The organism is Marinomonas sp. ATLA20 (assembly GCF_057180105.1).
The window spans coordinates 219,512-239,526 of record NZ_JBXUKU010000005.1 but is presented as its reverse complement, the minus strand read 5'-3'; the positions used below and the strand labels follow the sequence as shown (position 1 = coordinate 239,526).

The 20,015-nt window shown below is 42.1% G+C and carries 22 protein-coding genes; 7 read left to right on the top strand and 15 right to left on the bottom strand.

Features of this window, described 5'->3' with window-relative positions:
* Positions 1–15 precede the first annotated feature (15 nt).
* Positions 16–531 (top strand): DUF2062 domain-containing protein, encoded by a 516-nt coding sequence (locus AC2A4J_RS10770; protein WP_255829119.1) that lies wholly within the window; start codon positions 16–18, stop codon positions 529–531.
* A 95-nt stretch (positions 532–626) separates the two neighbouring features.
* Here the strand turns inward: AC2A4J_RS10770 and AC2A4J_RS10765 are convergent, their stop codons facing one another.
* The 5 genes from AC2A4J_RS10765 to dapA all read right to left on the bottom strand — a co-directional run bounded on the left by AC2A4J_RS10765 (position 627) and on the right by dapA (position 5,338).
* Positions 627–1,310: an ABC transporter ATP-binding protein gene (locus AC2A4J_RS10765; protein ID WP_484175993.1), complete on the bottom strand. Its 684-nt coding sequence runs from the start codon at positions 1,308–1,310 to the stop codon at positions 627–629.
* Positions 1,303–2,547, bottom strand: coding sequence for a lipoprotein-releasing ABC transporter permease subunit (locus AC2A4J_RS10760; RefSeq protein ID WP_484175992.1), 1,245 nt, complete (start codon positions 2,545–2,547; stop codon positions 1,303–1,305). The genes AC2A4J_RS10765 and AC2A4J_RS10760 overlap by 8 nt, the downstream gene beginning before the upstream one ends.
* A gap of 81 nt (positions 2,548–2,628) precedes the next feature.
* Positions 2,629–3,345 (bottom strand): phosphoribosylaminoimidazolesuccinocarboxamide synthase, encoded by a 717-nt coding sequence (purC, locus tag AC2A4J_RS10755; RefSeq protein WP_484175991.1) that lies wholly within the window; start codon positions 3,343–3,345, stop codon positions 2,629–2,631.
* Positions 3,346–3,386: 41 nt separating this feature from the next.
* Positions 3,387–4,460, bottom strand: coding sequence for a hypothetical protein (locus tag AC2A4J_RS10750; RefSeq protein WP_484175990.1), 1,074 nt, complete (start codon positions 4,458–4,460; stop codon positions 3,387–3,389).
* Complete coding sequence (gene dapA, locus AC2A4J_RS10745) at positions 4,457–5,338, bottom strand: 4-hydroxy-tetrahydrodipicolinate synthase (protein WP_255829114.1); 882 nt, start codon at positions 5,336–5,338, stop codon at positions 4,457–4,459. The genes AC2A4J_RS10750 and dapA overlap by 4 nt, the downstream gene beginning before the upstream one ends.
* Positions 5,339–5,555: 217 nt before the next feature.
* Between dapA and bcp the strand changes: the two genes are divergently transcribed.
* A complete protein-coding gene (gene bcp, locus AC2A4J_RS10740) occupies positions 5,556–6,005 on the top strand; it encodes a thioredoxin-dependent thiol peroxidase (protein ID WP_484175989.1) in 450 nt (149 codons plus the stop codon).
* 54 nt (positions 6,006–6,059) lie between these two features.
* Here the strand turns inward: bcp and AC2A4J_RS10735 are convergent, their stop codons facing one another.
* Positions 6,060–7,040, bottom strand: a complete 981-nt coding sequence (locus AC2A4J_RS10735; protein ID WP_484175988.1) for an aldo/keto reductase — start codon at positions 7,038–7,040, stop codon at positions 6,060–6,062.
* Between the two features lie 107 nt (positions 7,041–7,147).
* Here AC2A4J_RS10735 and AC2A4J_RS10730 point away from each other — a divergent pair, with 107 nt between their 5' ends.
* Both AC2A4J_RS10730 and AC2A4J_RS10725 read left to right on the top strand, forming a co-directional pair.
* Positions 7,148–8,041 (top strand): LysR family transcriptional regulator, encoded by an 894-nt coding sequence (locus AC2A4J_RS10730; protein WP_484175987.1) that lies wholly within the window; start codon positions 7,148–7,150, stop codon positions 8,039–8,041.
* Positions 8,042–8,071: 30 nt separating this feature from the next.
* Positions 8,072–8,956: an AEC family transporter gene (locus tag AC2A4J_RS10725; protein ID WP_484175986.1), complete on the top strand. Its 885-nt coding sequence runs from the start codon at positions 8,072–8,074 to the stop codon at positions 8,954–8,956.
* A 9-nt stretch (positions 8,957–8,965) separates the two neighbouring features.
* Here AC2A4J_RS10725 and AC2A4J_RS10720 read toward each other — a convergent pair whose 3' ends face one another.
* On the bottom strand, positions 8,966–9,859 hold the full coding sequence (locus AC2A4J_RS10720; protein WP_484175985.1) for a choline sulfate utilization transcriptional regulator: 894 nt from the start codon (positions 9,857–9,859) through the stop codon (positions 8,966–8,968).
* Between the two features lie 130 nt (positions 9,860–9,989).
* Here AC2A4J_RS10720 and betC point away from each other — a divergent pair, with 130 nt between their 5' ends.
* Both betC and choX read left to right on the top strand, forming a co-directional pair.
* Positions 9,990–11,510, top strand: a complete 1,521-nt coding sequence (gene betC / locus AC2A4J_RS10715; RefSeq protein WP_484175984.1) for a choline-sulfatase — start codon at positions 9,990–9,992, stop codon at positions 11,508–11,510.
* A gap of 43 nt (positions 11,511–11,553) precedes the next feature.
* Positions 11,554–12,483: a choline ABC transporter substrate-binding protein gene (gene choX / locus AC2A4J_RS10710; protein WP_255829107.1), complete on the top strand. Its 930-nt coding sequence runs from the start codon at positions 11,554–11,556 to the stop codon at positions 12,481–12,483.
* Between the two features lie 106 nt (positions 12,484–12,589).
* Here the strand turns inward: choX and queF are convergent, their stop codons facing one another.
* The 3 genes from queF to AC2A4J_RS10695 are packed head-to-tail and all read right to left on the bottom strand — an operon-like array spanning position 12,590 to position 15,112.
* Positions 12,590–13,405, bottom strand: coding sequence for an NADPH-dependent 7-cyano-7-deazaguanine reductase QueF (gene queF / locus AC2A4J_RS10705; RefSeq protein WP_255829106.1), 816 nt, complete (start codon positions 13,403–13,405; stop codon positions 12,590–12,592).
* Positions 13,406–13,416: 11 nt separating this feature from the next.
* Complete coding sequence (locus tag AC2A4J_RS10700) at positions 13,417–14,190, bottom strand: ABC transporter permease (protein ID WP_255829105.1); 774 nt, start codon at positions 14,188–14,190, stop codon at positions 13,417–13,419.
* Between the two features lie 4 nt (positions 14,191–14,194).
* The gene (locus tag AC2A4J_RS10695; protein ID WP_255829104.1) at positions 14,195–15,112 is read right to left on the bottom strand and encodes an ABC transporter ATP-binding protein; all 918 of its coding nucleotides are present in this window, start codon (positions 15,110–15,112) and stop codon (positions 14,195–14,197) included.
* A 61-nt stretch (positions 15,113–15,173) separates the two neighbouring features.
* Between AC2A4J_RS10695 and AC2A4J_RS10690 the strand changes: the two genes are divergently transcribed.
* Positions 15,174–15,581, top strand: coding sequence for a PA2817 family protein (locus AC2A4J_RS10690; protein WP_255829103.1), 408 nt, complete (start codon positions 15,174–15,176; stop codon positions 15,579–15,581).
* A 48-nt stretch (positions 15,582–15,629) separates the two neighbouring features.
* Here AC2A4J_RS10690 and fabF read toward each other — a convergent pair whose 3' ends face one another.
* From fabF to AC2A4J_RS10665, 5 genes are all read right to left on the bottom strand, one after another.
* Positions 15,630–16,871 (bottom strand): beta-ketoacyl-ACP synthase II, encoded by a 1,242-nt coding sequence (gene fabF, locus AC2A4J_RS10685; RefSeq protein WP_484175983.1) that lies wholly within the window; start codon positions 16,869–16,871, stop codon positions 15,630–15,632.
* A gap of 104 nt (positions 16,872–16,975) precedes the next feature.
* The gene (gene acpP / locus AC2A4J_RS10680; protein WP_012069834.1) at positions 16,976–17,209 is read right to left on the bottom strand and encodes an acyl carrier protein; all 234 of its coding nucleotides are present in this window, start codon (positions 17,207–17,209) and stop codon (positions 16,976–16,978) included.
* A gap of 134 nt (positions 17,210–17,343) precedes the next feature.
* Positions 17,344–18,078: a 3-oxoacyl-ACP reductase FabG gene (fabG, locus tag AC2A4J_RS10675; RefSeq protein ID WP_255829101.1), complete on the bottom strand. Its 735-nt coding sequence runs from the start codon at positions 18,076–18,078 to the stop codon at positions 17,344–17,346.
* A 61-nt stretch (positions 18,079–18,139) separates the two neighbouring features.
* Complete coding sequence (gene fabD, locus AC2A4J_RS10670; protein ID WP_484175982.1) at positions 18,140–19,063, bottom strand: ACP S-malonyltransferase; 924 nt, start codon at positions 19,061–19,063, stop codon at positions 18,140–18,142.
* Positions 19,060–20,007: a fatty acid synthesis protein gene (locus tag AC2A4J_RS10665; protein ID WP_484175981.1), complete on the bottom strand. Its 948-nt coding sequence runs from the start codon at positions 20,005–20,007 to the stop codon at positions 19,060–19,062. The genes fabD and AC2A4J_RS10665 overlap by 4 nt, the downstream gene beginning before the upstream one ends.
* Positions 20,008–20,015: the final 8 nt, after the last annotated feature.

Below are 20,015 nucleotides of genomic sequence, written 5' to 3'. Positions count from 1 at the left end.
ATTTTTAACCTGATTATGCCGAAGAATTATCTTAAAAAATTCATACCAAATCCAGAAAAGTTAAAGCAGAGCAAAGCTTTAGGCCTATTAGGGTCGCAAATATACGAAGCTAACTTATGGCACCTCAACCGTAAATCCGTAGCGAGAGCTTTCTTTAATGGTTTGTTTTGGGCGTTTATCCCCATGCCATTTCAAATGCTTGCTTCGGCATTATTTGCTATTCCATTAAGAGCAAATATCCCATTGTCTATTGCCCTTGTGTGGATCACCAATCCGTTAACTATGCCATTTGTTTTTTACTTCAATTACAAGGTTGGCATGTTAATTCTGGGATCCCATGACAATAAAGACTTCCAACTTTCCGTCGAATGGATCTGGGATAAAATGGAGCACATCTGGATGCCGCTTTATGTAGGATCAATTGTCTCCGGCTTAATTGTAGGCGCTATTGGTTACGCTGTAATTATCATTTTATGGCGATTTCATGTCATTAAACGCTGGAAAGAACGCAAACTAAGAAACACCAAATAACCAATCACTCACTCATTTACAATAAAAAAGCCAAGACTCATCTGAGTCTTGGCTTTTTTTTGTTATATAGCTAACGACTACAAACAAATGCTTTTCTACTTTAACGGGTGCAAAGCACCCTGAGATAAGCGATATGCAGAATCCATCCAGCTCAACATTTTCTCGTCATGCGTAACGACAAGGAACGCCATATCATAAGTAGTTTTCAGTGTATTAATTAGATTCTGAATCTCTAAAGACGTGCTCTCATCTAGGTTGCCAGTCGGCTCATCCATTAACACGCAAGCTGGACGGTTAGCTAAAGCACGCGCAATAGCGACTCGCTGTCTTTCCCCACCAGATAATTGTGACGGTTTGTGGTTAAAGCGATCGTTTAGACCAACTTGTGTTAGAAGCTCCTCCCCACGCTGTTTGGCTTCTTGCTTATCCATGCCAGCAATCCACATCGGCATTAATACATTCTCTAGCGCCGTAAATTCAGGCAACAAATGATGGAACTGGTATACGAATCCCATTTCTTTATTGCGCATCTTGGCCCGCTTTGAATCTTTCATGCTCGACCAAGACACCCCAGCTAAACTCACATCTCCAGTGGTCGCCAAATCTAGCCCAGCCAATAAGTTCAACAAAGTCGTTTTACCTGAACCGGATGAGCCAACGATGGCGCAAGCCTGTCCTTTATGGAGCGTTAGATCAATAGACTGGAAAACATCGACAGTTTGTTTACCATCCAGATACTGCTTAGAAAGTTCGCGACACTCCAATACAACATTATTCATAACGTAATGCCTCCGCGGGCTCTACTTTCGAAGCTCGCCAAGCAGGATAAATAGTAGCAGCCACTGTCATCACAAAAGCAGATGTAACAATTAACTCCACATCAGACCACTGAAGCTCTGAAGGCAAGTAGTTGATAAAATACACGTCTGCACTTAAAAACTGAACATTTAACAATGTCTGTAGAGCGGCAATAATCTCACTTACATTGAGTGCTAAAGTGACACCTAATACCACACCAATAAGCGTTCCGAGCATGCCGATAAACATACCTTGCACAACAAATATCCACATAACCTGGCTTGATGTTAAGCCCATTGTTCTAAGGATGGCAATGTCGTTCCGTTTATCTGTAACCACCATCACTAGGGTGGAAACAATATTGAAAGCAGCGACGGCGACAATTAACAGTAACAACAAGCCAATCATGGTTTTTTCCATTTTTATCGCTTGAAATAGGCTGCCATGGGTTCGAGTCCAGTCGCTCACCCTGTTTTGCCCCGGTATAGCGCGAGCAATATCCCAAATACGTGAAGGCGCAACAAATAAATCATCAAACGAAATACGCAATGCCTCTACATCATCCGCTTTGTAGCGCTTCAGCTTAGCAGCGTCTTTAATATTAATGTAGGCAAGACTACTGTCTAGCTCTGCCCCAACCTCAAAGGTTCCGACTACAGTAAAACGCTTTAAAACAGGTGCCACGCCAGCAATTGAAACATTAGCTTTAGGTAAAATAGCCGTTACTTTATCGCCAATATCTACTCTTAACATTTTGGCCAACTGAGCACCTAGGACGATGCCAAAGCGAGTATCGTTAAGAGCATTTAAAGAACCCGAAGCTATGTTATCGCCAATAATAGAAACCTTCTTTTCCATGTCTGGATTGATGCCATTTAGAATTGCACCATGGACACTTTCGCCAGATTGGAACATCACTTGCGCTTGAATATGGGGGGCTACACCAACAACATCGGGCATCTTTGCCACTAGCTTTGCAGTATCACGCCAGTCATTTAATACTGGATCACCCCATAAAGTCGCGTGAGGAACCATACCTAAAATACGCTGACGTAATTCGCGATCAAAGCCATTCATTACCGACAGGACGGTAATAAGCACCATCACGCCAAGGGCAAGGCCTGCGATGGAGGAAAAGCTAATAAAAGAAATGAAATGGTTGGAGCGTTTTGCTCGGGCGTAACGCAAACCGATAGCAAAAGGAAGGAAGTTAATCAATGTATGTCCTTGTATGACAAGCTTGCTTGGTAATAATAGAGGAGCTGGGCTCCTCTATTATGGACTAAGTTACCAGACCGCTTATGCGTCGAAATCGATACCTATACGACGACCTACATCTTCGTAAGCTTCGATCACGCCACCCAAGCCTTGACGGAAACGATCTTTATCTAATTTCTCTTTGGTTTTGGCATCCCATAAACGACAGCCATCAGGAGAAAATTCATCACCCAATAAAACCTCACCTTTATATAGGCCAAATTCCAATTTATAATCAACTAAAATCATACCGCCTTCAGCAAAAATCGCTTTTAATACATCATTCACTTTGTATGTAAGCTCTTTTGCTTTTGCTAAATCAGCCGTTTTTGCCCAACCAAATGATTCAACATGAGACTCGTTGATCATCGGGTCACCTAAAGCGTCGTTTTTCAAAAACAATTCAAATGTTGGCGGTGTAAGAGCAATACCCTCTTCTACACCCAAGCGTCGGCAAAGGCTACCAGCGGCAACATTTCGAACGACACACTCAACAGGCATCATATCTAGGCACTTAACAAGTGACTCTGTATCACTTAAAAGCTTTTCAAAATGCGTTGGAATACCGGCTTCTTGTAGTTTTGTCATGATGAAAGCATTGAACTTGTTATTCACCATGCCTTTACGGTCAAGCTGTTCAATTCTTTTACCGTCAAATGCAGAGGTATCATCACGAAATACTAGAACCATCTTGTCAGGATCATCTGTACGAAATACAGATTTTGCCTTACCTGCATACAGCTCTTGTCGTTTTTCCATTGGAGAGTCTCCGGTCTTCTTTTATGAGGGGTTAATCTTAATTAATTTACAAAGCGTTGAACTAAGTGAAACGAAGTCACTTCTGGTGATTCCATAGAAGAAACATCAATAACTAAAAAGTCACCCACCTTTTGATGACTTATTTTATAAGGATATTCTCGTTGCTCCCAACTAACATCATCCAAATTTCTGCGAATTGTTTTAAGTGATTTTGTTTGTGCACTATCTATTAAAGGCAAAGTAAGGTCGACAACATCACCAATACGAGCAACGTCCTCTGGTGGCACGGGTGCAAGCAATTGCTTTTCGCCTGGCATTAGATAAATACCTGCAGCGCTTAATTTAGCTTCAATCTCTGCCTGAGATACATTCTCACCTAAGTGGATGGCGAAAAGACCATGATGATCGACCCAAATAGGGAAAGATGTGGCATCTCCGCGATTAGAAAGGTAAGCCGAAGACTGATTTAACTGGCGCCCCATAGCTCCCCATAAGCGAACAGCAACCGCATAAGCATCATCATTTTGTACTGGACTCATCCAATTCCCTGGCTCAACATCTTGTTGTTCATCGCGAAATTGTACAGTGACCAATGTTTTACCTTCCATTTCCTTAAAACGAAATGAAAAAGCAGGTTGCGCTGGATGCAAGCGAGTAATATTGCTCCATAATGATGCCCACCAACCCTGCGGATGGAAATCAAATGGCACACTATTTATACGATCATCGGTTTGTGAGGCAATTGAGACACCATCACCATGAAGCGCAGTTAAAAAGTCAGTTACGATACGCTTAGATTGCGTCATGCTCGCAGGAACATTTAATTCTACTGCATCGTCTTGCTCTTCAACATTAATAGCAACCATCGGATAATATACAAATGGCGCTCTAGGGGTTGTATACGGAGTCGTGCCTTCTAAATTCGCAATAGCTTTTTCATTTGGTATAACAAGAGCATTACTTAAAGGAGCCGCCCCTGAAGGGACTTCCAATGAAGAAGTCACTGGTTTCTCCTGTTGATAGTCATCAGAGTGATCAGTGAAAAATGTACTACAGCCAGATAACAACAATGTTAGAGAGCTTGCGCCCATCAAATTCAGGGTAAATTTATTCATACTAATAAAACTCCAGCTTCGATCATGGCTTGTCGAACGGCCGAATGATACTGCTCAGAAAGAGGCGTTAAAGGTAACCTAATACCGTCTTCACATAGACCTAATTGGCTACACGCCCACTTAACAGGGATTGGGTTAGACTCTAAAAACAAGTTTTTATGGAGTGAAGAAATGGTTGTATCAATGGAATGAGCTTGATCCGCTTTTCCTGCCAATGCTAACTCGGCGGCTTGAGAAACGGCTTTTGGTGCAACATTGGCCGTCACGGATATATTGCCTTTACCGCCCAAAAGCATTAATGCAACTGCCGTCGGATCATCTCCAGAATAGACTGCAAAAGTCTCAGGCAATGCATTAATCAAAGCTTCGCCGCGTTCTAAATTACCAGTAGCATCTTTTATACCAACAATATTTTTCACCGAGGACAAACGCACGACTGTTTCGTTTTGCATATCACATGCCGTTCGACCTGGTACGTTGTATAGAATTTGAGGGATATCAACTGCATCTGCTATTGCTTTGAAATGCTGATACAAACCTTCTTGGGTAGGTTTGTTGTAATAAGGCGTAACAAGTAAACAAGCATCTGCGCCCGCTTCTTTTGCGCTTCGAGTAAGATCGATGGCTTCGTGAGTTGCATTGGCCCCCGTGCCGGCGATAACAGGAACACGACCATTAACAGTATTAACTACCTGACGAATTACGTTCGCATGCTCTACTGTCGTTAGAGTGGAAGATTCACCCGTGGTCCCTACCGCTACGATGCCGTGAGTCCCCTCGTTAATATGAAACTCTATTAGATCATCTAATTTTTTAGTATCTACAGCGCCATCTGGTGACATAGGAGTGATAAGCGCAACTAAACTACCTGTGATCATTTCGAGTCTCCGATAAAATTATAAGCGCGCCTATAGTAACGTCCAGACTCTGGATTAACAATAATTGACAGACGTAAAGCAGGAGTAAATTCACAAGAAACCGCATTCAGGAGGATTTTTCATTAAGGTCTTGTTAAGCTAATGACCAATAAGCAATTACTCATTAATAGACAAACTATTTTTCTTTAAATAATGCGTTGGACAGAAGAGATACATTATGACTATCGAAATCGGACAAACAGCACCGGACTTTAGTGCCAAAGATCAAAATGGCGATACCATTACACTCAGCCAATTTAAAGGCAAAAAAGTTGCCTTGTATTTTTACCCAAGAGACAACACGCCTGGGTGCACGGCTCAAGCTTGTGATTTGCGTGACAACTACCAGACGTTACTTGATCAAGGTTTTGTCATTCTTGGAATCAGCACAGATACAGAAAAGAAACACCAGAATTTTATTGCGAAGTACGACCTACCTTTCCCATTAATTGCTGACACAGAAAAAGAAGTACATGAACTGTACGGTACCTGGCAACTAAAAAAGTTTATGGGACGAGAGTCAATGGGGACAGTAAGAACCACTTTTATCATTGATGAAAACGGCGTTATTTCCGATATCATCAGTAAAGTAAAGACCAAAGCGCACGCTGAGCAAATTCTGAAATAAGCGCATAGAAATGGCGCGATAATAATCGCGCCATTTCTCACTTAGCACTTAAACCTAAATCCCACCACGAATATGCTCTTTCACTTCTTCACGGTAATACTCCGATAATAGTTCATGCAAATCTTCACTCAATGGTGGTAAGGACGACGTGGCCGCATTACGAACTACTTGTGAAGAACGGCTAGCACCAGCAATGATGCTTGATACTTGTGGCTGATCAAGAATCCAGCGTAAAGACACATCCAATATATTTTGGCCTTCAGGCAACTTTTTCTTGAGCGCTTCCACTAGAGCCACGCCTTTTTCAAAAGGAATACCATTAAAGGTTTCCCCAACATGAAAAGCAGCACCATCCTTATTGTAAGATCGATGATCATGTTCACTAAAAGCATGATCAAGCGTCATTTTTCCGGACAGTAAACCACTTGCTAATGGTAAGCGGACAATAACCCCAACATTATTTTCCTCCGCTAACGGCAATAACGACTCAGTCGCATCTTGGCGAAAAACGTTAAATAAGATTTGTAAGCTAGCCAACTCTGGATGACTACAACAAAACATCGCTTCATCTAGCATCTCCACACTGGCCCCAAAATGCTTGATGACACCTTCTTTTTTAAAATCATCCATCCAAGCCAGCATATCGCCTGAAAACAAAACCTCGCGAGGAACACAATGCAATTGAGCAAGATCGATAGACTCCACACCCAAACGCTGAGCTGAAGCCTGTAAACTTTTTTTAACTGCCGCTTTACTATAACCATTAGGGTAAAGCTCAGCATTGCGGCCGACTTTAGTGGCGATAATCGGCGGCTTACTTAAAGACTTATGCCATTGCCCTATTCTTTCTTCACTTAAGCCACCTCCATAAACATCCGCAGTATCAAAAAAGTGAATACCTTCATCCATCGCCGTTTGCAGTATCTTTGTCGCTTCTTTATCTTCCACCGGACCAAAATCATTACCAAGCTGCCAACAGCCTAAGCCAACTTCCGATACTTTAAAGCCAGTCTTTCCTAATATTCTAGTTTTCACAAATCCTCCTATAAACGAACTAAAAACTCATACCACTACTATACGAGCCTTTTTACTGTTTATAATTATCGATATATTGAAATCATTGTTTAATAAGGCTTAACAATATGAGCACTCATTTTCCAGAAGGCATCACAGAGTTTTTGGCTGTGGTTGAAGCTCACAGCTTCTCCAAAGCATCAGAACAACTCAATATTTCCCGCGCCAGAGTCTCACAAATTATTAGCCGGTTAGAAAAAGAAATGGGCATCCAGTTGCTCTATCGCTCTACACGCTCGCTTTCTCTATCCCCAGCTGGGGAAACTTTTTATCAGCTTGCAAGGCAAGGTGTGGATCAACTAGAACATGCTGTACTATCGGCTCAAAACGCTCACTCAAGTATAGGAGGCCAAATTAGGATCAATTCAGTGGGAGGTTTATTTGGCGAAGAGATACTGGCCCCAATCTTAATTCGTTTTATGAAAGAAAACCCCAAGATAGAAGTTGAGCTTAGTTTTTCAAGCACTAGAGAAGATTTGATTGAGTCACAATACGATCTTGTGATCAGAATGGGGGCACTGACCAATTCAAATTTAGTTGGACGAAAGCTGACGAGCTACAAAAACCACCTTGTAGCAAGCCCAACATATATAAAGACAATGCCCAAGCTAGATAGCCCCAAAGATTTGATTGATCATTTTTTAATTAATGGTTCAGTAAAAAGGTGGTCGTTCACCCACAATAACGGCGAAGATAGATACGAACTCCCTGTACATGGAAAGCTAAAATGTTCAAATGGACACGTGGTAAAAAAGGCAACGCTGGATGGAGCTGGAATATCGAGACAACCCACTTACTACGTGGAGCATGACATTCAATCAGGCCAACTGGTAACACTCCTACCTGATTGGCAGCTGCCAAACTCTGATGTTACTTTACTGTATCCTCAATCAAGAAATATCAGTATTAGAGTAAAAGCCTTGGTGCACTATCTTATGGAAGCCTTTAGAATCGATTATTAGATATAAACATCGGTTTCACAAAGGATTTCTATGCTTCCAGCATTAGCCAACTCATTAACTCCCATCTTGCTCCTTATTTGCCTAGGCTTTTTTCTTGGTAAAAAAACAGACTATCTGAATAGTCCCTCTTTGGCTGCCCTTGTCTCCAATTTAGGGCTACCAGCTTTACTGCTTTATTCCGTTTTATCAATGCAGATGCAAGTTTTCAGCATGTTCAAAATCATCATTGCGACGGTTCTCGTGTTGGCGCTGGTTTCGCTGAGCTCATTCGTTTTACTTAAAGCCCTTAAGCTACCGACACGCTTTTACTTACCACCTTTGGTCAACCCTAACACTGGCAACCTAGGCATACCTGTTGCCTTCGCATTTTTTGGCGCCGAAGGAATGGCCATCGCCGTTGTAATATCGTCTGTCGTGCAAATTAGCCATTTTACACTCGGGGTTGGTTTTATGTCGGGCAACTACCACCCTAAACAACTATTAAAGAATGGTCCTGTTATTGCGTTAGTAATTGGTGCGTTTTTCTTAAGCCTTAACATCAACTTACCAACACCAATAATGAATACATTAAACATGTTGAGCCAAATCACATTGCCAATAATGCTAATGCTGCTCGGCAAATCTATTAGTGGTCTGTCAGTCACAGAAAGTAGCAAGATAGGGCGCGCCGCCGTACTGTCTTTATTTCGCCCAATAGTAGGCGCTATTTGCGCATGTTTAGTTGTCTATTTTTTTCCGCTTAGCCGCATAGAAGGCTCGGTATTAATTGTATTAAGCACCATGCCAGTGGCTGTTATAAGTTACATGCTAGCCAGCAAATTCAAAGGACCAGTTGATGAAATTGCCCTTATGATTCTTATATCTTTACCAATGTCGCTTTGTACTGTGGCACTGTTATGGTGGTTGTATCTATAGACACTTAAATTAAGATTTTAGCCAATCAAGAAAAGCAGCAACAGGCGCTGTTGGGGCTTGTTGCTTAGACAGAACAATGTAATAACCATTATCCGACTGCACCTTGAAATTTGGCAGTTCAACTAACACACCGCTTTTTATAAAGTCATCGACCAAAGGAAACCACCCAAGCCCAATCCCCTGACCGGAAATGGCGGCCTGCACCAACAAAGTATAATTATCGAACTCCATTACAGACTCTGCCGGTTGCCATTGACAGTTATTGAGCTGAAACAGCTGCTCCCAATCAATCCACTTTTGACCCATTTCCGCATTTAACTTCAAAAGCGGAGCCTTCACGAGATCCTCTAGATTTGTTAAACAAGCATACTCATCCAGTAATTTTGGGCTACAGATAGGATAAACGATTTCCGGCAATAATTTCTCAGACAGATACCCTTGATAGTGCCCGTCACCAAATAACACTGCCACATCAGCTTCTAAAGAAACTAAATCCACTTCGGACTGAGAAGTCTGAATACGAATATCAATATCCTTATGCTGTCTTCGAAAATCTGGCAGTCGAGGCATCAACCAAAAAGCAGCAAAAGCAAAATCTGTGGCGACTGTAATACGCTGAGACTTGGGTTTTTGTTTTATTTTCTGCAATACATTTCGCAGATCCTGCAAACTAGATTGCGTTGTTTTCAATAAAACATGACCGGCATCAGTTAGCACTACGCCACGGTAAATGCGCTCAAATAATGGCACACCTAAAGAAGCCTCTAATGCTCGTATTTGCTGACTTACTGCTGGTTGTGTCGTACCAAGTTCACGAGCAGCAGCCGTAAAACTAAGCAAACGTGCAGACGCCTCAAAAATAACAAGAGATTGAAGAGGAGGTAGCTCCGAGTTAGCTAACATAAGTTGAACTTATCCTATGCATAAGATTTCAGTCAGTTTACAGCATCTCCATCATAGCGCAATGTAGCTAGAATAAAGCAACGATCACTCATTACATCAAAGTTTAACTTTTTATCCATTAGGAAAAACCATGCCAAAAACACAACCTAATATTCTTTTTATTATGGCAGACCAGCTGGCTGCATCCGCCCTGCCTGCCTATGGCCACTCAGTTGTCAAAACACCCAACCTAAGTAAACTAGCTAAAGAAGGTGTTGTATTTGATTCTGCATATTGCAATAGCCCCCTTTGCGCACCTTCTCGTTACGTCCTTATGACAGGACAGCTACCGAGTAAAATTGGTGCTTATGACAACGCAGCAGACTTTCCAGCAGATATTCCAACGTTCGCCCATTACCTTCGTGCGCAGAATTACAAAACAGCCCTATCCGGCAAAATGCATTTTTGTGGCCCTGATCAATTACATGGTTTTGAAGATAGACTCACGACCGATATTTACCCAGCTGATTATGGGTGGTTCCCAAATTGGGATGACCTCAAAACACGCCCAACCTGGTACCACAATATGTCTTCCGTCACACAGGCCGGCCCTTGCATACGCAGTAACCAATTAGATTTTGATGATGAGGTGGTTTTTCATGCACAACGCTACCTCTATGACTATGTTAGACGCGAGCAAGACAGACCTTTCTGTTTAACAGTTTCTATGACACATCCTCACGATCCCTACGCAATCCCTCAAGAGTATTGGGATAGATACAGAGATGAAGAAATAGATATGCCAAAAATATCCATCAACAAAGAAGATCAAGACCCACATTCCGCTCGCCTCCAGGAAGTGTATGCGTATTACGATCAAGAATTAAGTGAACAACAGATTCGTAATGCCCGCCGCGCCTACTATGGAGCAATTAGCTATGTAGATGATAAAATTGGATTACTTTTAAAAGCTTTAGAAGAAACGGGATTAGCCGACAACACCATTATTGTTTTTTCTGGTGATCATGGCGACATGCTTGGTGAAAGAAACCTTTGGTATAAAATGTCGTTTTTTGAAGGATCTGCTCGAGTCCCTATGATTGTCCATGCACCTAAACACTTTTCAGCTAAACGCGTTAAAGCATCAGTATCTACGATGGATTTATTACCAACCTTTCTTGAGATGGCCACCAACTCTTCTGAACACAGTTATGCTATGCCTATTCAAGGAAGAAGCTTGATGCCCCACATTAAAGGCCAAGAAGGAGGACATGACGAAGTCATTGGCGAATATTTTGGTGAAGGTGCAATCGCCCCATTATTAATGATACGAAGGGCACAGTACAAGTACGTCCATTGCCATATCGATCCAGATCAATTATTTGATCTTGAAAATGACCCAGATGAATTAGTTAACTTGGCGAACAAGCCAGAGTTCGATGACCTATTGCATGCGTTCAAAAAAGAAGCGCTAGAACGCTGGGACTCTGCAAGGCTCACTCAAGATGTACTCACCAGCCAACGCCGCCGTCGCTTAATCGTAAAAGCGATGAACAAAGGCAAGAAAACACCTTGGGATCATCAACCGATATTCGAAAGCAGCGAAATGTATATGAGAAATCACATTGATCTAGACGACCTAGAAAGTCGGTCGCGCTTTCCAAAAGTCTAATAACCATAAGCTAAAAAGCATCATCACAAATAGGAGCACGATAATGAAAGCACTTTCTTTAAAAACTCTTAGTATAGCCAGCCTACTTATTAGCAGTAGTCTCGCCCTATCCGCTGAGCCCGAGCAATGCAAAAACGTCACCTTCAGTGATCCTGGCTGGACAGACATAGGTGCAACGAATGGTGTCGCCACGACTTTATTAAAAGCAATGGGATACGACACTCAGGTATATCTCCTGAGTGTACCAGTCGGCTTTGAAAGCTTGAAAAATGGAAAAATCGATGCCTTCATGGGAAATTGGATGCCAGCCCAATCAGCATTCATGGATAAGTACAAAGACAATCTAGACATTATCCGCACCAACTTAGAAGGCGTTAAATTTACCTTAGCGGTACCAAAATACGTTTTCGATGCTGGCGTGAAAGACTTTGCTGATCTAGCTAAATTTAGTCAAAAATTCCGTCAGAGAATATATGGAATCGATGCTGGCGCACCGGCAAACCAAAAACTCCAGAACATGATCGATACCGATGACTTTGGCCTCAAAGACTGGAAAGTTGTAGAGTCAGGCGAACAAGCTATGCTTTCGCAAGTAGCAAGAACCGTAAAACGCGATAATTTCATCGTGTTTCTTGCATGGGAACCCCATCCAATGAATGTTAATTTCGATTTAAAATATTTAACAGGTGGAGATAAATATTTTGGTCCTAATTACGGCGGCGCCACGATAAGAACAGTCACTCGCAAAGGCTACGCAAACGAATGTCCGAATGTCGGAAAATTACTCAGCAATCTGGAGTTTGGTTTAAAAATGGAGAACGAAATAATAGGCTCTAGTGAAAAACCAGAGCAAGCTGCAGCTAACTGGATTAAGACCCATCCAGAAATACTAGACAAATGGCTGCAAGGCGTTACAACTTTCGACGGCCAACCTGCACTAGCAAGAGTAAAGCAAAAACTTAGCGAAATGTAAGTCACCCTTAATATTGCAAATATAAAAAAAGACCCCCAGTAATTGGAATGCCCAACTATTGGGGGTCATTTCATTATATGTTTTTTATTGTATAGCTAAAGATAAACTACTGGCGCGTTAAACGATCATTCCCCAACACCAATGGTGCAGTTGAACGATACGGATTGATATCCAACCCTCCACGTCTGACATAGCGAGCATAGACAGTTAAGCTTTCTGGCTTACATTGACGCATGATATCAATAAAAATTCGCTCAACGCATTGCTCATGAAAATCCGTATGTTCGCGAAATGAAATCACATACTTCAACAAACTTTCGTGGTGAATCTTAGGCCCCTTGTAATCAATAAAAACCGATCCCCAATCAGGTTGATTGGTAACAGGACAATTTGATTTTAAAAGATGGCTCACCAATCGTTCTTCAACCACACCCGCTGATTCATCCGTCTCTAACAGACCAGAATTTGGGTGGTATTCAGATACATCAACATCCAATTCATCGATGCAATAATCCGGTGTTAATACAACCAAAGACGCCATTGAATCTACATCGCGAATAATGACCGTCACTTCTGCACCAGCGGCATTTGAAAGATCCTTTTCAAGCAAGGCTTGCACCTCTTCCGCTGACCCATAACGCATCTGATTTAAAGAATTCAAATACAACTTAAAGGATTTGGACTCAATGATATTTGGCGAATTACATGGTAAACGAAATTCTGCTAAGGCGACAATTGGCTTACCTTTAGAATTCAACCATGACATCTCATAAGCATTCCAAACATCTTCACCAAAAAAGGGTAAGCGCTCGGACTCAATAGCCATCTCAATCCATTTATCAACTCTTGCAATGGGGTAAAGCAACCCTGCATCGTACTCAGAAACATATTCTGTTTGCTGACCTAAGGGTAAAAAACCCATATAACACTACCTCAATTTCTAATACCTTTGCCCTGATTGAGCAAACGTAGACCAAATCCAAACAACACAACTATAAACACACAAACAATCACAAGCGCCCAATAAACATTAATATCAGAAACACCTAAAACGCCGTATCGAAACGCATTTACCATATAAAGAACAGGATTTAATAACGATACGGATTGCCAGAAATCTGGCAACAAATCGATAGAATAAAATACACCACCTAAATAGGTTAACGGCGTCAAAATAAAAGTTGGCACGATAGAGACATCATCGAAACTTCTCGCGTAAATTGCGTTAACGAAGCCGCCTAAGGAAAACATAATCGCCGTCAAACAGACGACAAGAATCGTCAGGAATAAATTCTCTAATGCTAGATGAGTAAAAAACAACGACAGCAAGGTTACCGTTACACCAACACACAAACCACGCGCCACACCACCCAGCGTGTAACCCATAAGAATAACCCAGTTTGGCGTAGGAGAAACCAATAACTCTTGCACACTATGCTGAAACTTCGCAGAAAAGAACGACGAAGACACATTAGAATATGAGTTGGTAATGACTGACATCATGATCAAGCCAGGCACTATGTATTGCATATAACTGAAACCACCCATTTCGCCGATTCGATCACCAATTAAGTTGCCGAAAATAGCGAAGTACAGTGTCATAGTGATGGCTGGTGGCAATAGAGTTTGTGGCCAAATACGAGTAAAGCGACGAATCTCTCTTACCAAAATCGTATAAAATGCGACCCAAATTTCCGAATTTTTCATTTAGCTAGCCTTTATTAATTAATTTAACGAAGAGCTCTTCGAGTCGATTAGACTTGTTTCGCATACTAAGCACATTGATTGAAACTTCATCAAGGGCTTTAAAAATAGTGTTGATAGACTGCCCTTTAATCACTTCCACTTCGATCGTACTTGCATCTTTACTGATGGACATACTAAATTCAGGTAAATCCCAATTATCTGGCAGACTGGCATCCAAATCTAAAATAAAAGTTTCTTGGTTCAGTGTTTTCAATAAAGCTTTCACACTGGTGTTTTCAACAATTTCACCGGCATTAATAATGGCAATGTTTCGACACAATTGCTCAGCTTCCTCTAGATAATGCGTAGTCAAAATAATCGTCGTACCCTGCTCATTGAGCTTTTTAATGAATTCCCACATAGAGCGACGAAGTTCAATGTCTACTCCGGCTGTTGGCTCATCTAAGATAAGCACTTCAGGCTCATGAATAAGCGCCCTTGCAATCATTAAACGGCGCTTCATTCCACCAGATAACATACGTGATTGGTCGTTTCTTTTATCCCAAAGATCCAACTGTTTTAGATATTTTTCGGCGCGCTCTTCTGCAACAGTGCGGCTGATACCATAAAAGCCAGCTTGAGTGACCACAACATTAAAAACAGTCTCAAAAACGTTGAAGTTAAACTCCTGCGGAACCACACCTAAGTATTTTTTTGCTTTAGCAAAATTTTGATCTATATCCGTTCCAAAAATAGACACTTTGCCCGATGTTTTATTCACCAACGAGCATAAAATACCTATTGTTGTAGACTTGCCCGCTCCATTTGGGCCAAGTAACGCAAAAAAATCTCCTTTTTCAACTTTTAAATCGATACCTTTTAACGCTTCAAAGCCGCCATCATAGCGTTTTTTAAGGTCACTAATTTCGATTGCATATGTCATAATTGAAGTTCTCGTACGGCAATAGCCGACTAAATAGTTACATACTTGAATAGGGTTTTACGTGGAATCACGCACACAATACATATTTGACGCATTTGTTGATTTACGTCAGCGCATCTCAGAACACGCACCTTTTGATCAGCCAGACCTAGCAGAAGAAGAATTAGACTTCTTAGAAAAGTGGGACGACCTGATGAAAAACATTCAGGAAAATACCCATGATTATACTTTCGACGCTCAAGAAGTATTATCACGCTTCATACGATGCTACGCAAATCTAGTCCCACTGATAAAAAGAGAACTATTATGGTTTGTTGGTGGAGAGTGCCTGCACTTTCTAGGTGATGAGGAAATTGCTCTTTATCAGCAGCTGGAAGATCATTTGTATGAGCTAGACAGCCAAAATCAAAGCTATGATATATCAAAAGAAATTAGTGCATTACGCGGCACACCAACTCAAATCCATTAATAAAGTTAGCTAGGCTGAACGAATTATAATTCGTTCAGCCTGTAGCGCCTAAGAAATCTTCTTAAACACTAACGTTCCATTCGTACCACCAAAACCAAACGAATTATTTAATACTACGTCTATTTTGCGTTTTTGCGGTGTTCCAAGAACATAATTCAAATCACAACCTTCGCCCGGCTCATCCAAATTAATAGTTGGCGGAGCAACTTGATCGCGAATGGCAAGAATAGAGAATATTGACTCGACAGCCCCAGAAGCGCCCAGCAAATGTCCAATCATCGACTTAGTCGAACTCATAGCAACATCTGACGCATCGTCACCCATTAGCACTTTTACGGCTTGCGTCTCCGCAAGATCACCTGCCGGTGTCGATGTGCCATGGGCATTAATATAATCTATTTCTGAAGGAATTAGATGAGCATCTTTTAATGCTGCACTCATTGCTGACGCTGCACCTTCACCACCTTCAGGTGGTGCAGTCATGTGATGCGCATCATCGCTCATACCAAAGCCTGCAAGCTCTGCGTAGATTTTTGCACCACGCGCAACAGCGTGCTCGTATTCTTCCAATACAAGAATACCTGCGCCGTCACCCATAACGAAACCATCGCGATCTTTGTCCCATGGACGACTTGCGGTCTTATGATCATCATTACGAGTAGATAAAGCCCTAGCAGCACCGAAGCCGCCGATACCTAATGGCGTAATAGCCATCTCAGCACCACCGGCAATCATCACATCCGCATCACCATAAGCAATCATACGCCCAGCCATACCGATATTATGCGTACCTGTAGTACAAGCAGTGACAATAGAAATATTTGGGCCTTTAAAACCAAAACGAATCGCAACATGACCTGAAATCATATTAATAATCGCGCCTGGAACAAAAAAAGGAGAAATACGTTTTGGGCCAGATTCATTCAATAGCTCTAGGTTTTTTTCAATCATTGGTAAACCACCAATCCCTGAACCTATCGCACAGCCAACGCGGGTTAAATCCGCTGTATCAGCATTAAGGTCAGCATCCTCTAAAGCTTGCACTGCAGCTGCGATGCCATATTGAATGAAAAGATCCATTTTGCGAGCTTCTTTGACACTCATATATTGAGTTGCATCAAAGTCATTTACTTGTGCTGCAAAACGGGTAGAAAACTGGCTAGCATCAAAAGAAGTGATCTCCGATACACCACTCTTGCCTTCCAAGATGTTATCCCACGTATCTTTCACATTATTGCCAAGGGGTGTCACCATTCCCATTCCTGTGACTACTACCCGACGACGAGACATAAGATTTCTCCAGCAAATCGCTCTCAATCATTAAGAGCTATTAATAAGAAAAGCCGCTGTAACGAATACAAGCGGCTTTTCGGAAAACTCAGTTCACCAATATATTACAAGTTAGCGTTAATGTAATCGTTCGCTGCTTGTACAGTAGTGATTTTTTCTGCTTCTTCATCAGGAATTTCAGTATCAAATTCCTCTTCAAGAGCCATTACTAGCTCAACTGTATCTAGGGAATCTGCACCTAGGTCATCAACAAAAGATGCTGAAGCAACAACATCTTCTTCTTTAACGCCTAGTTGTTCACAAACGATTTTCTTAACGCGTTCTTCAATGCTACTCATTAGAAGTTCCTACTCTACTCATTAACAGCTCAGTGTGAGCATATTATAAAAATTCGATCACCAAAAAAAGGTGTGATTCTCGACATGAACCGGAGACGTATTTTCGTTGAATTAAATATAAAATTCAACTCAAATTACGACATATACATACCGCCATTGACATGTAATGTCTCACCGGTAATGTAAGCGGCGCCATTTGACGCCAAAAATGCGACAGCTGCCGCAATTTCTTCTGGTTGACCAAGACGCGATGAAGGCACTTTTTCGACTAATTTAGCCTTATGCTCATCAGGTAACACCTTAGTCATATCTGTTTCAATGAATCCTGGAGCAACACAGTTTACCGTGATACCACGAGACGCAATTTCCGCTGCTAACGAACGGCTAAAGCCTTCTAAGCCAGCTTTCGCTGCAGAATAATTTGTTTGGCCACCGTTGCCCATGGAACCGACAACGGAACTAATACTAATCACACGACCAAATTTTGCTTTAGTCATGCCGCGTAAGCAAGCTTTTGTGACACGAAAAACAGAAGTTAGGTTGGTGTTGATCACCTGATCCCACTCATCTTCTTTCATTCGCATCATCAAGTTATCACGAGTAATGCCAGCGTTGTTAACAAGAACCGTTGGTGCACCAAATTCAGCTGTAATTTCTTTAATTACAGCGTCAACTGATTCACTTGATGACACATCAAGCACCCAGCCTTTACCATTAGCTCCCAGGTACTCTGAAATGCTTTGTGCACCAGACTCGCTAGTAGCAGTACCAATTACGGTTGCGCCCTGCTCTACTAGAGCAACAGCAATGGCTTTACCTATGCCACGAGTAGCTCCAGTTACTAGAGCAATTTTTCCTTCAAGACTCATGCTTGTCTCCTACAATATATGTCGAATCGTATATTTTTTACGAACAAATAATAAAATTCTATTACGCAGACAAAGCCGCTTCAAATCCAGCCAAATCACCTAGAGAAGATGTCTCTAAGCCTTTAACTATACGCTTATTAAGACCACTTAGCACTTTGCCTGGGCCACATTCAATAGTTGAGGTTACACCCAATTCAGAGAGCAACACAACAGTTTGCGTCCACAAAACAGGCCCACTTAACTGAGAAACCAAGTTTGCCTTAATCACAGAAGGGTCAGATACCGCTTGAGCTGTAACATTCTGCACCAAAGTGTAAGAAGGCGCATTAAATACAATCGTGTCTAGCTTCTCTGCTAACTTAGCGCCAGCTGGGATCATAAGCTCACAATGAGAAGGAACGCTAACAGGCAAAGGCAAGGCACGCTTAGCACCCGCTTCTTTAGCATTTACCATTGCAGCCTCAACCGCGGCAACATGACCAGCAATAACCACCTGACCAGGAGAATTGAAATTAACAGCACTAACAACCCCCGGAACAGACTCACATGCAGCAACCACTTTATCATCATCAAGACCGATAATAGCAGCCATTGCACCTTCACCAGCAGGAACCGCTTGCTGCATATATTCACCACGCAACTTCACAAGCTCTACCGCATCAGCGAAAGCGATTACACCAGCGCACACTAAAGCAGAATACTCACCAAGACTATGCCCAGCAACATATGCAGGTTTATCGCCTCCCTGCTGCTCCCAAAGACGCCATAGAGCTACGCTAGCCGTCAACAAAGCTGGCTGAGTCTTATCTGTCTGACTAAGCTTCTCAGCATCGTTTTGCACAAGGCCCCATAAATCATAGCCAAGAACATCAGATGCTTCGACAAAAGTTTGCTCTATTATATCGTGCTTCTCCGCTAAATCCGCCAACATTCCCAATTGCTGAGAACCCTGCCCCGGAAAAACAAAAGCTAATTTAGTGCTCATTTCACTTCCTCACTACAAAGTCGCGCTTCTATTGCAGAATATAAATCTGCACGCGCAATATCAATTCCATACTCAATCGCACCGATCATAGCAGACAAATCTGAGCGACCATGACCTTTTACCAAATTGCCACGAACACCCACTAAACAAGCCCCATGCCTTCGCTCAGTTTGGTAAAAAGTCTCAAACAAGGATGATGCTCCATCCACTTTTTTAAACTTATTCATCATAAAAGACAGAAGTCCCTCAGATGCTTTCAACACGGCATTACCAACCATGCCATCACATACAATGACGTTTTTATCGCCATCAAACAATTCTGTACCTTCCGCATAACCAAAATAATCAGGCCATTTCTTGCTCGCTAAAAGCCGATCAGTCTCTCTAATAACGGCACTACCTTTAGAGCTCTCTACCCCAACGTTCAATAAGCCTACCCTTGGCTGTTCATCACTTAGTGTTTCTACATAAGCCGCACCCAGCTCAGCAAAGCCAACCAGCATAGATGGCGGACAGTGAACATTCGCACCCAAGTCTACCAAACATCGTAAAGGATTAGAGTATAGCTCTCTAATTAATGCTGGGTATAATTTCGGACGTAACACGCCCAATATATGGCGCGCTAATGCAACCATTGCCCCCGTATTTCCTAAGGTCACTACAACATCTGAAGACTGTTCAGACAATGCGTTTAGAGACTGGTAAAGCGTGCTGTATCGGCGACGAAATAAGGACAACACTATCTCTTCGTCTCCATCAATAACATCAGAGCAAGCAATTAGAGATAAGCGTTCATGTGGCGCAGGAAGTTCCAGACCGGAATTAGGGGAATAATAAATAGTGATGACGACATCTCTATAGCGAGAAAGAATCTCCATCGCACCGTCAAATGCAATGCGGGGACCTAAGTCCCCGCCCATAGCGTCTAAAGCTACCCTGATCATGGGTATCT

Excerpts from the sequence above, each read along its gene's own strand:
- fabG (WP_255829101.1), bottom strand. The coding sequence starts at position 18,078 with ATGAGTCTTGAAGGAAAAATTGCTCTAGTAACTGGAGCTACTCGTGGC.
- AC2A4J_RS10765 (WP_484175993.1), bottom strand. The coding sequence starts at position 1,310 with ATGAATAATGTTGTATTGGAGTGTCGCGAACTTTCTAAGCAGTATCTG.
- choX (WP_255829107.1), top strand. The coding sequence starts at position 11,554 with ATGAAAGCACTTTCTTTAAAAACTCTTAGTATAGCCAGCCTACTTATT.
- AC2A4J_RS10730 (WP_484175987.1), top strand. The coding sequence starts at position 7,148 with ATGAGCACTCATTTTCCAGAAGGCATCACAGAGTTTTTGGCTGTGGTT.
- AC2A4J_RS10725 (WP_484175986.1), top strand. The coding sequence starts at position 8,072 with ATGCTTCCAGCATTAGCCAACTCATTAACTCCCATCTTGCTCCTTATT.
- queF (WP_255829106.1), bottom strand. The coding sequence starts at position 13,405 with ATGGGTTTTTTACCCTTAGGTCAGCAAACAGAATATGTTTCTGAGTAC.
- AC2A4J_RS10665 (WP_484175981.1), bottom strand. The coding sequence starts at position 20,007 with ATGATCAGGGTAGCTTTAGACGCTATGGGCGGGGACTTAGGTCCCCGC.
- fabF (WP_484175983.1), bottom strand. The coding sequence starts at position 16,871 with ATGTCTCGTCGTCGGGTAGTAGTCACAGGAATGGGAATGGTGACACCC.
- dapA (WP_255829114.1), bottom strand. The coding sequence starts at position 5,338 with ATGATCACAGGTAGTTTAGTTGCGCTTATCACTCCTATGTCACCAGAT.
- bcp (WP_484175989.1), top strand. The coding sequence starts at position 5,556 with ATGACTATCGAAATCGGACAAACAGCACCGGACTTTAGTGCCAAAGAT.
- fabD (WP_484175982.1), bottom strand. The coding sequence starts at position 19,063 with ATGAGCACTAAATTAGCTTTTGTTTTTCCGGGGCAGGGTTCTCAGCAA.
- acpP (WP_012069834.1), bottom strand. The coding sequence starts at position 17,209 with ATGAGTAGCATTGAAGAACGCGTTAAGAAAATCGTTTGTGAACAACTA.
- AC2A4J_RS10695 (WP_255829104.1), bottom strand. The coding sequence starts at position 15,112 with ATGACATATGCAATCGAAATTAGTGACCTTAAAAAACGCTATGATGGC.
- AC2A4J_RS10700 (WP_255829105.1), bottom strand. The coding sequence starts at position 14,190 with ATGAAAAATTCGGAAATTTGGGTCGCATTTTATACGATTTTGGTAAGA.
- AC2A4J_RS10770 (WP_255829119.1), top strand. The coding sequence starts at position 16 with ATGCCGAAGAATTATCTTAAAAAATTCATACCAAATCCAGAAAAGTTA.
- AC2A4J_RS10720 (WP_484175985.1), bottom strand. The coding sequence starts at position 9,859 with ATGTTAGCTAACTCGGAGCTACCTCCTCTTCAATCTCTTGTTATTTTT.
- betC (WP_484175984.1), top strand. The coding sequence starts at position 9,990 with ATGCCAAAAACACAACCTAATATTCTTTTTATTATGGCAGACCAGCTG.
- AC2A4J_RS10750 (WP_484175990.1), bottom strand. The coding sequence starts at position 4,460 with ATGAATAAATTTACCCTGAATTTGATGGGCGCAAGCTCTCTAACATTG.
- purC (WP_484175991.1), bottom strand. The coding sequence starts at position 3,345 with ATGGAAAAACGACAAGAGCTGTATGCAGGTAAGGCAAAATCTGTATTT.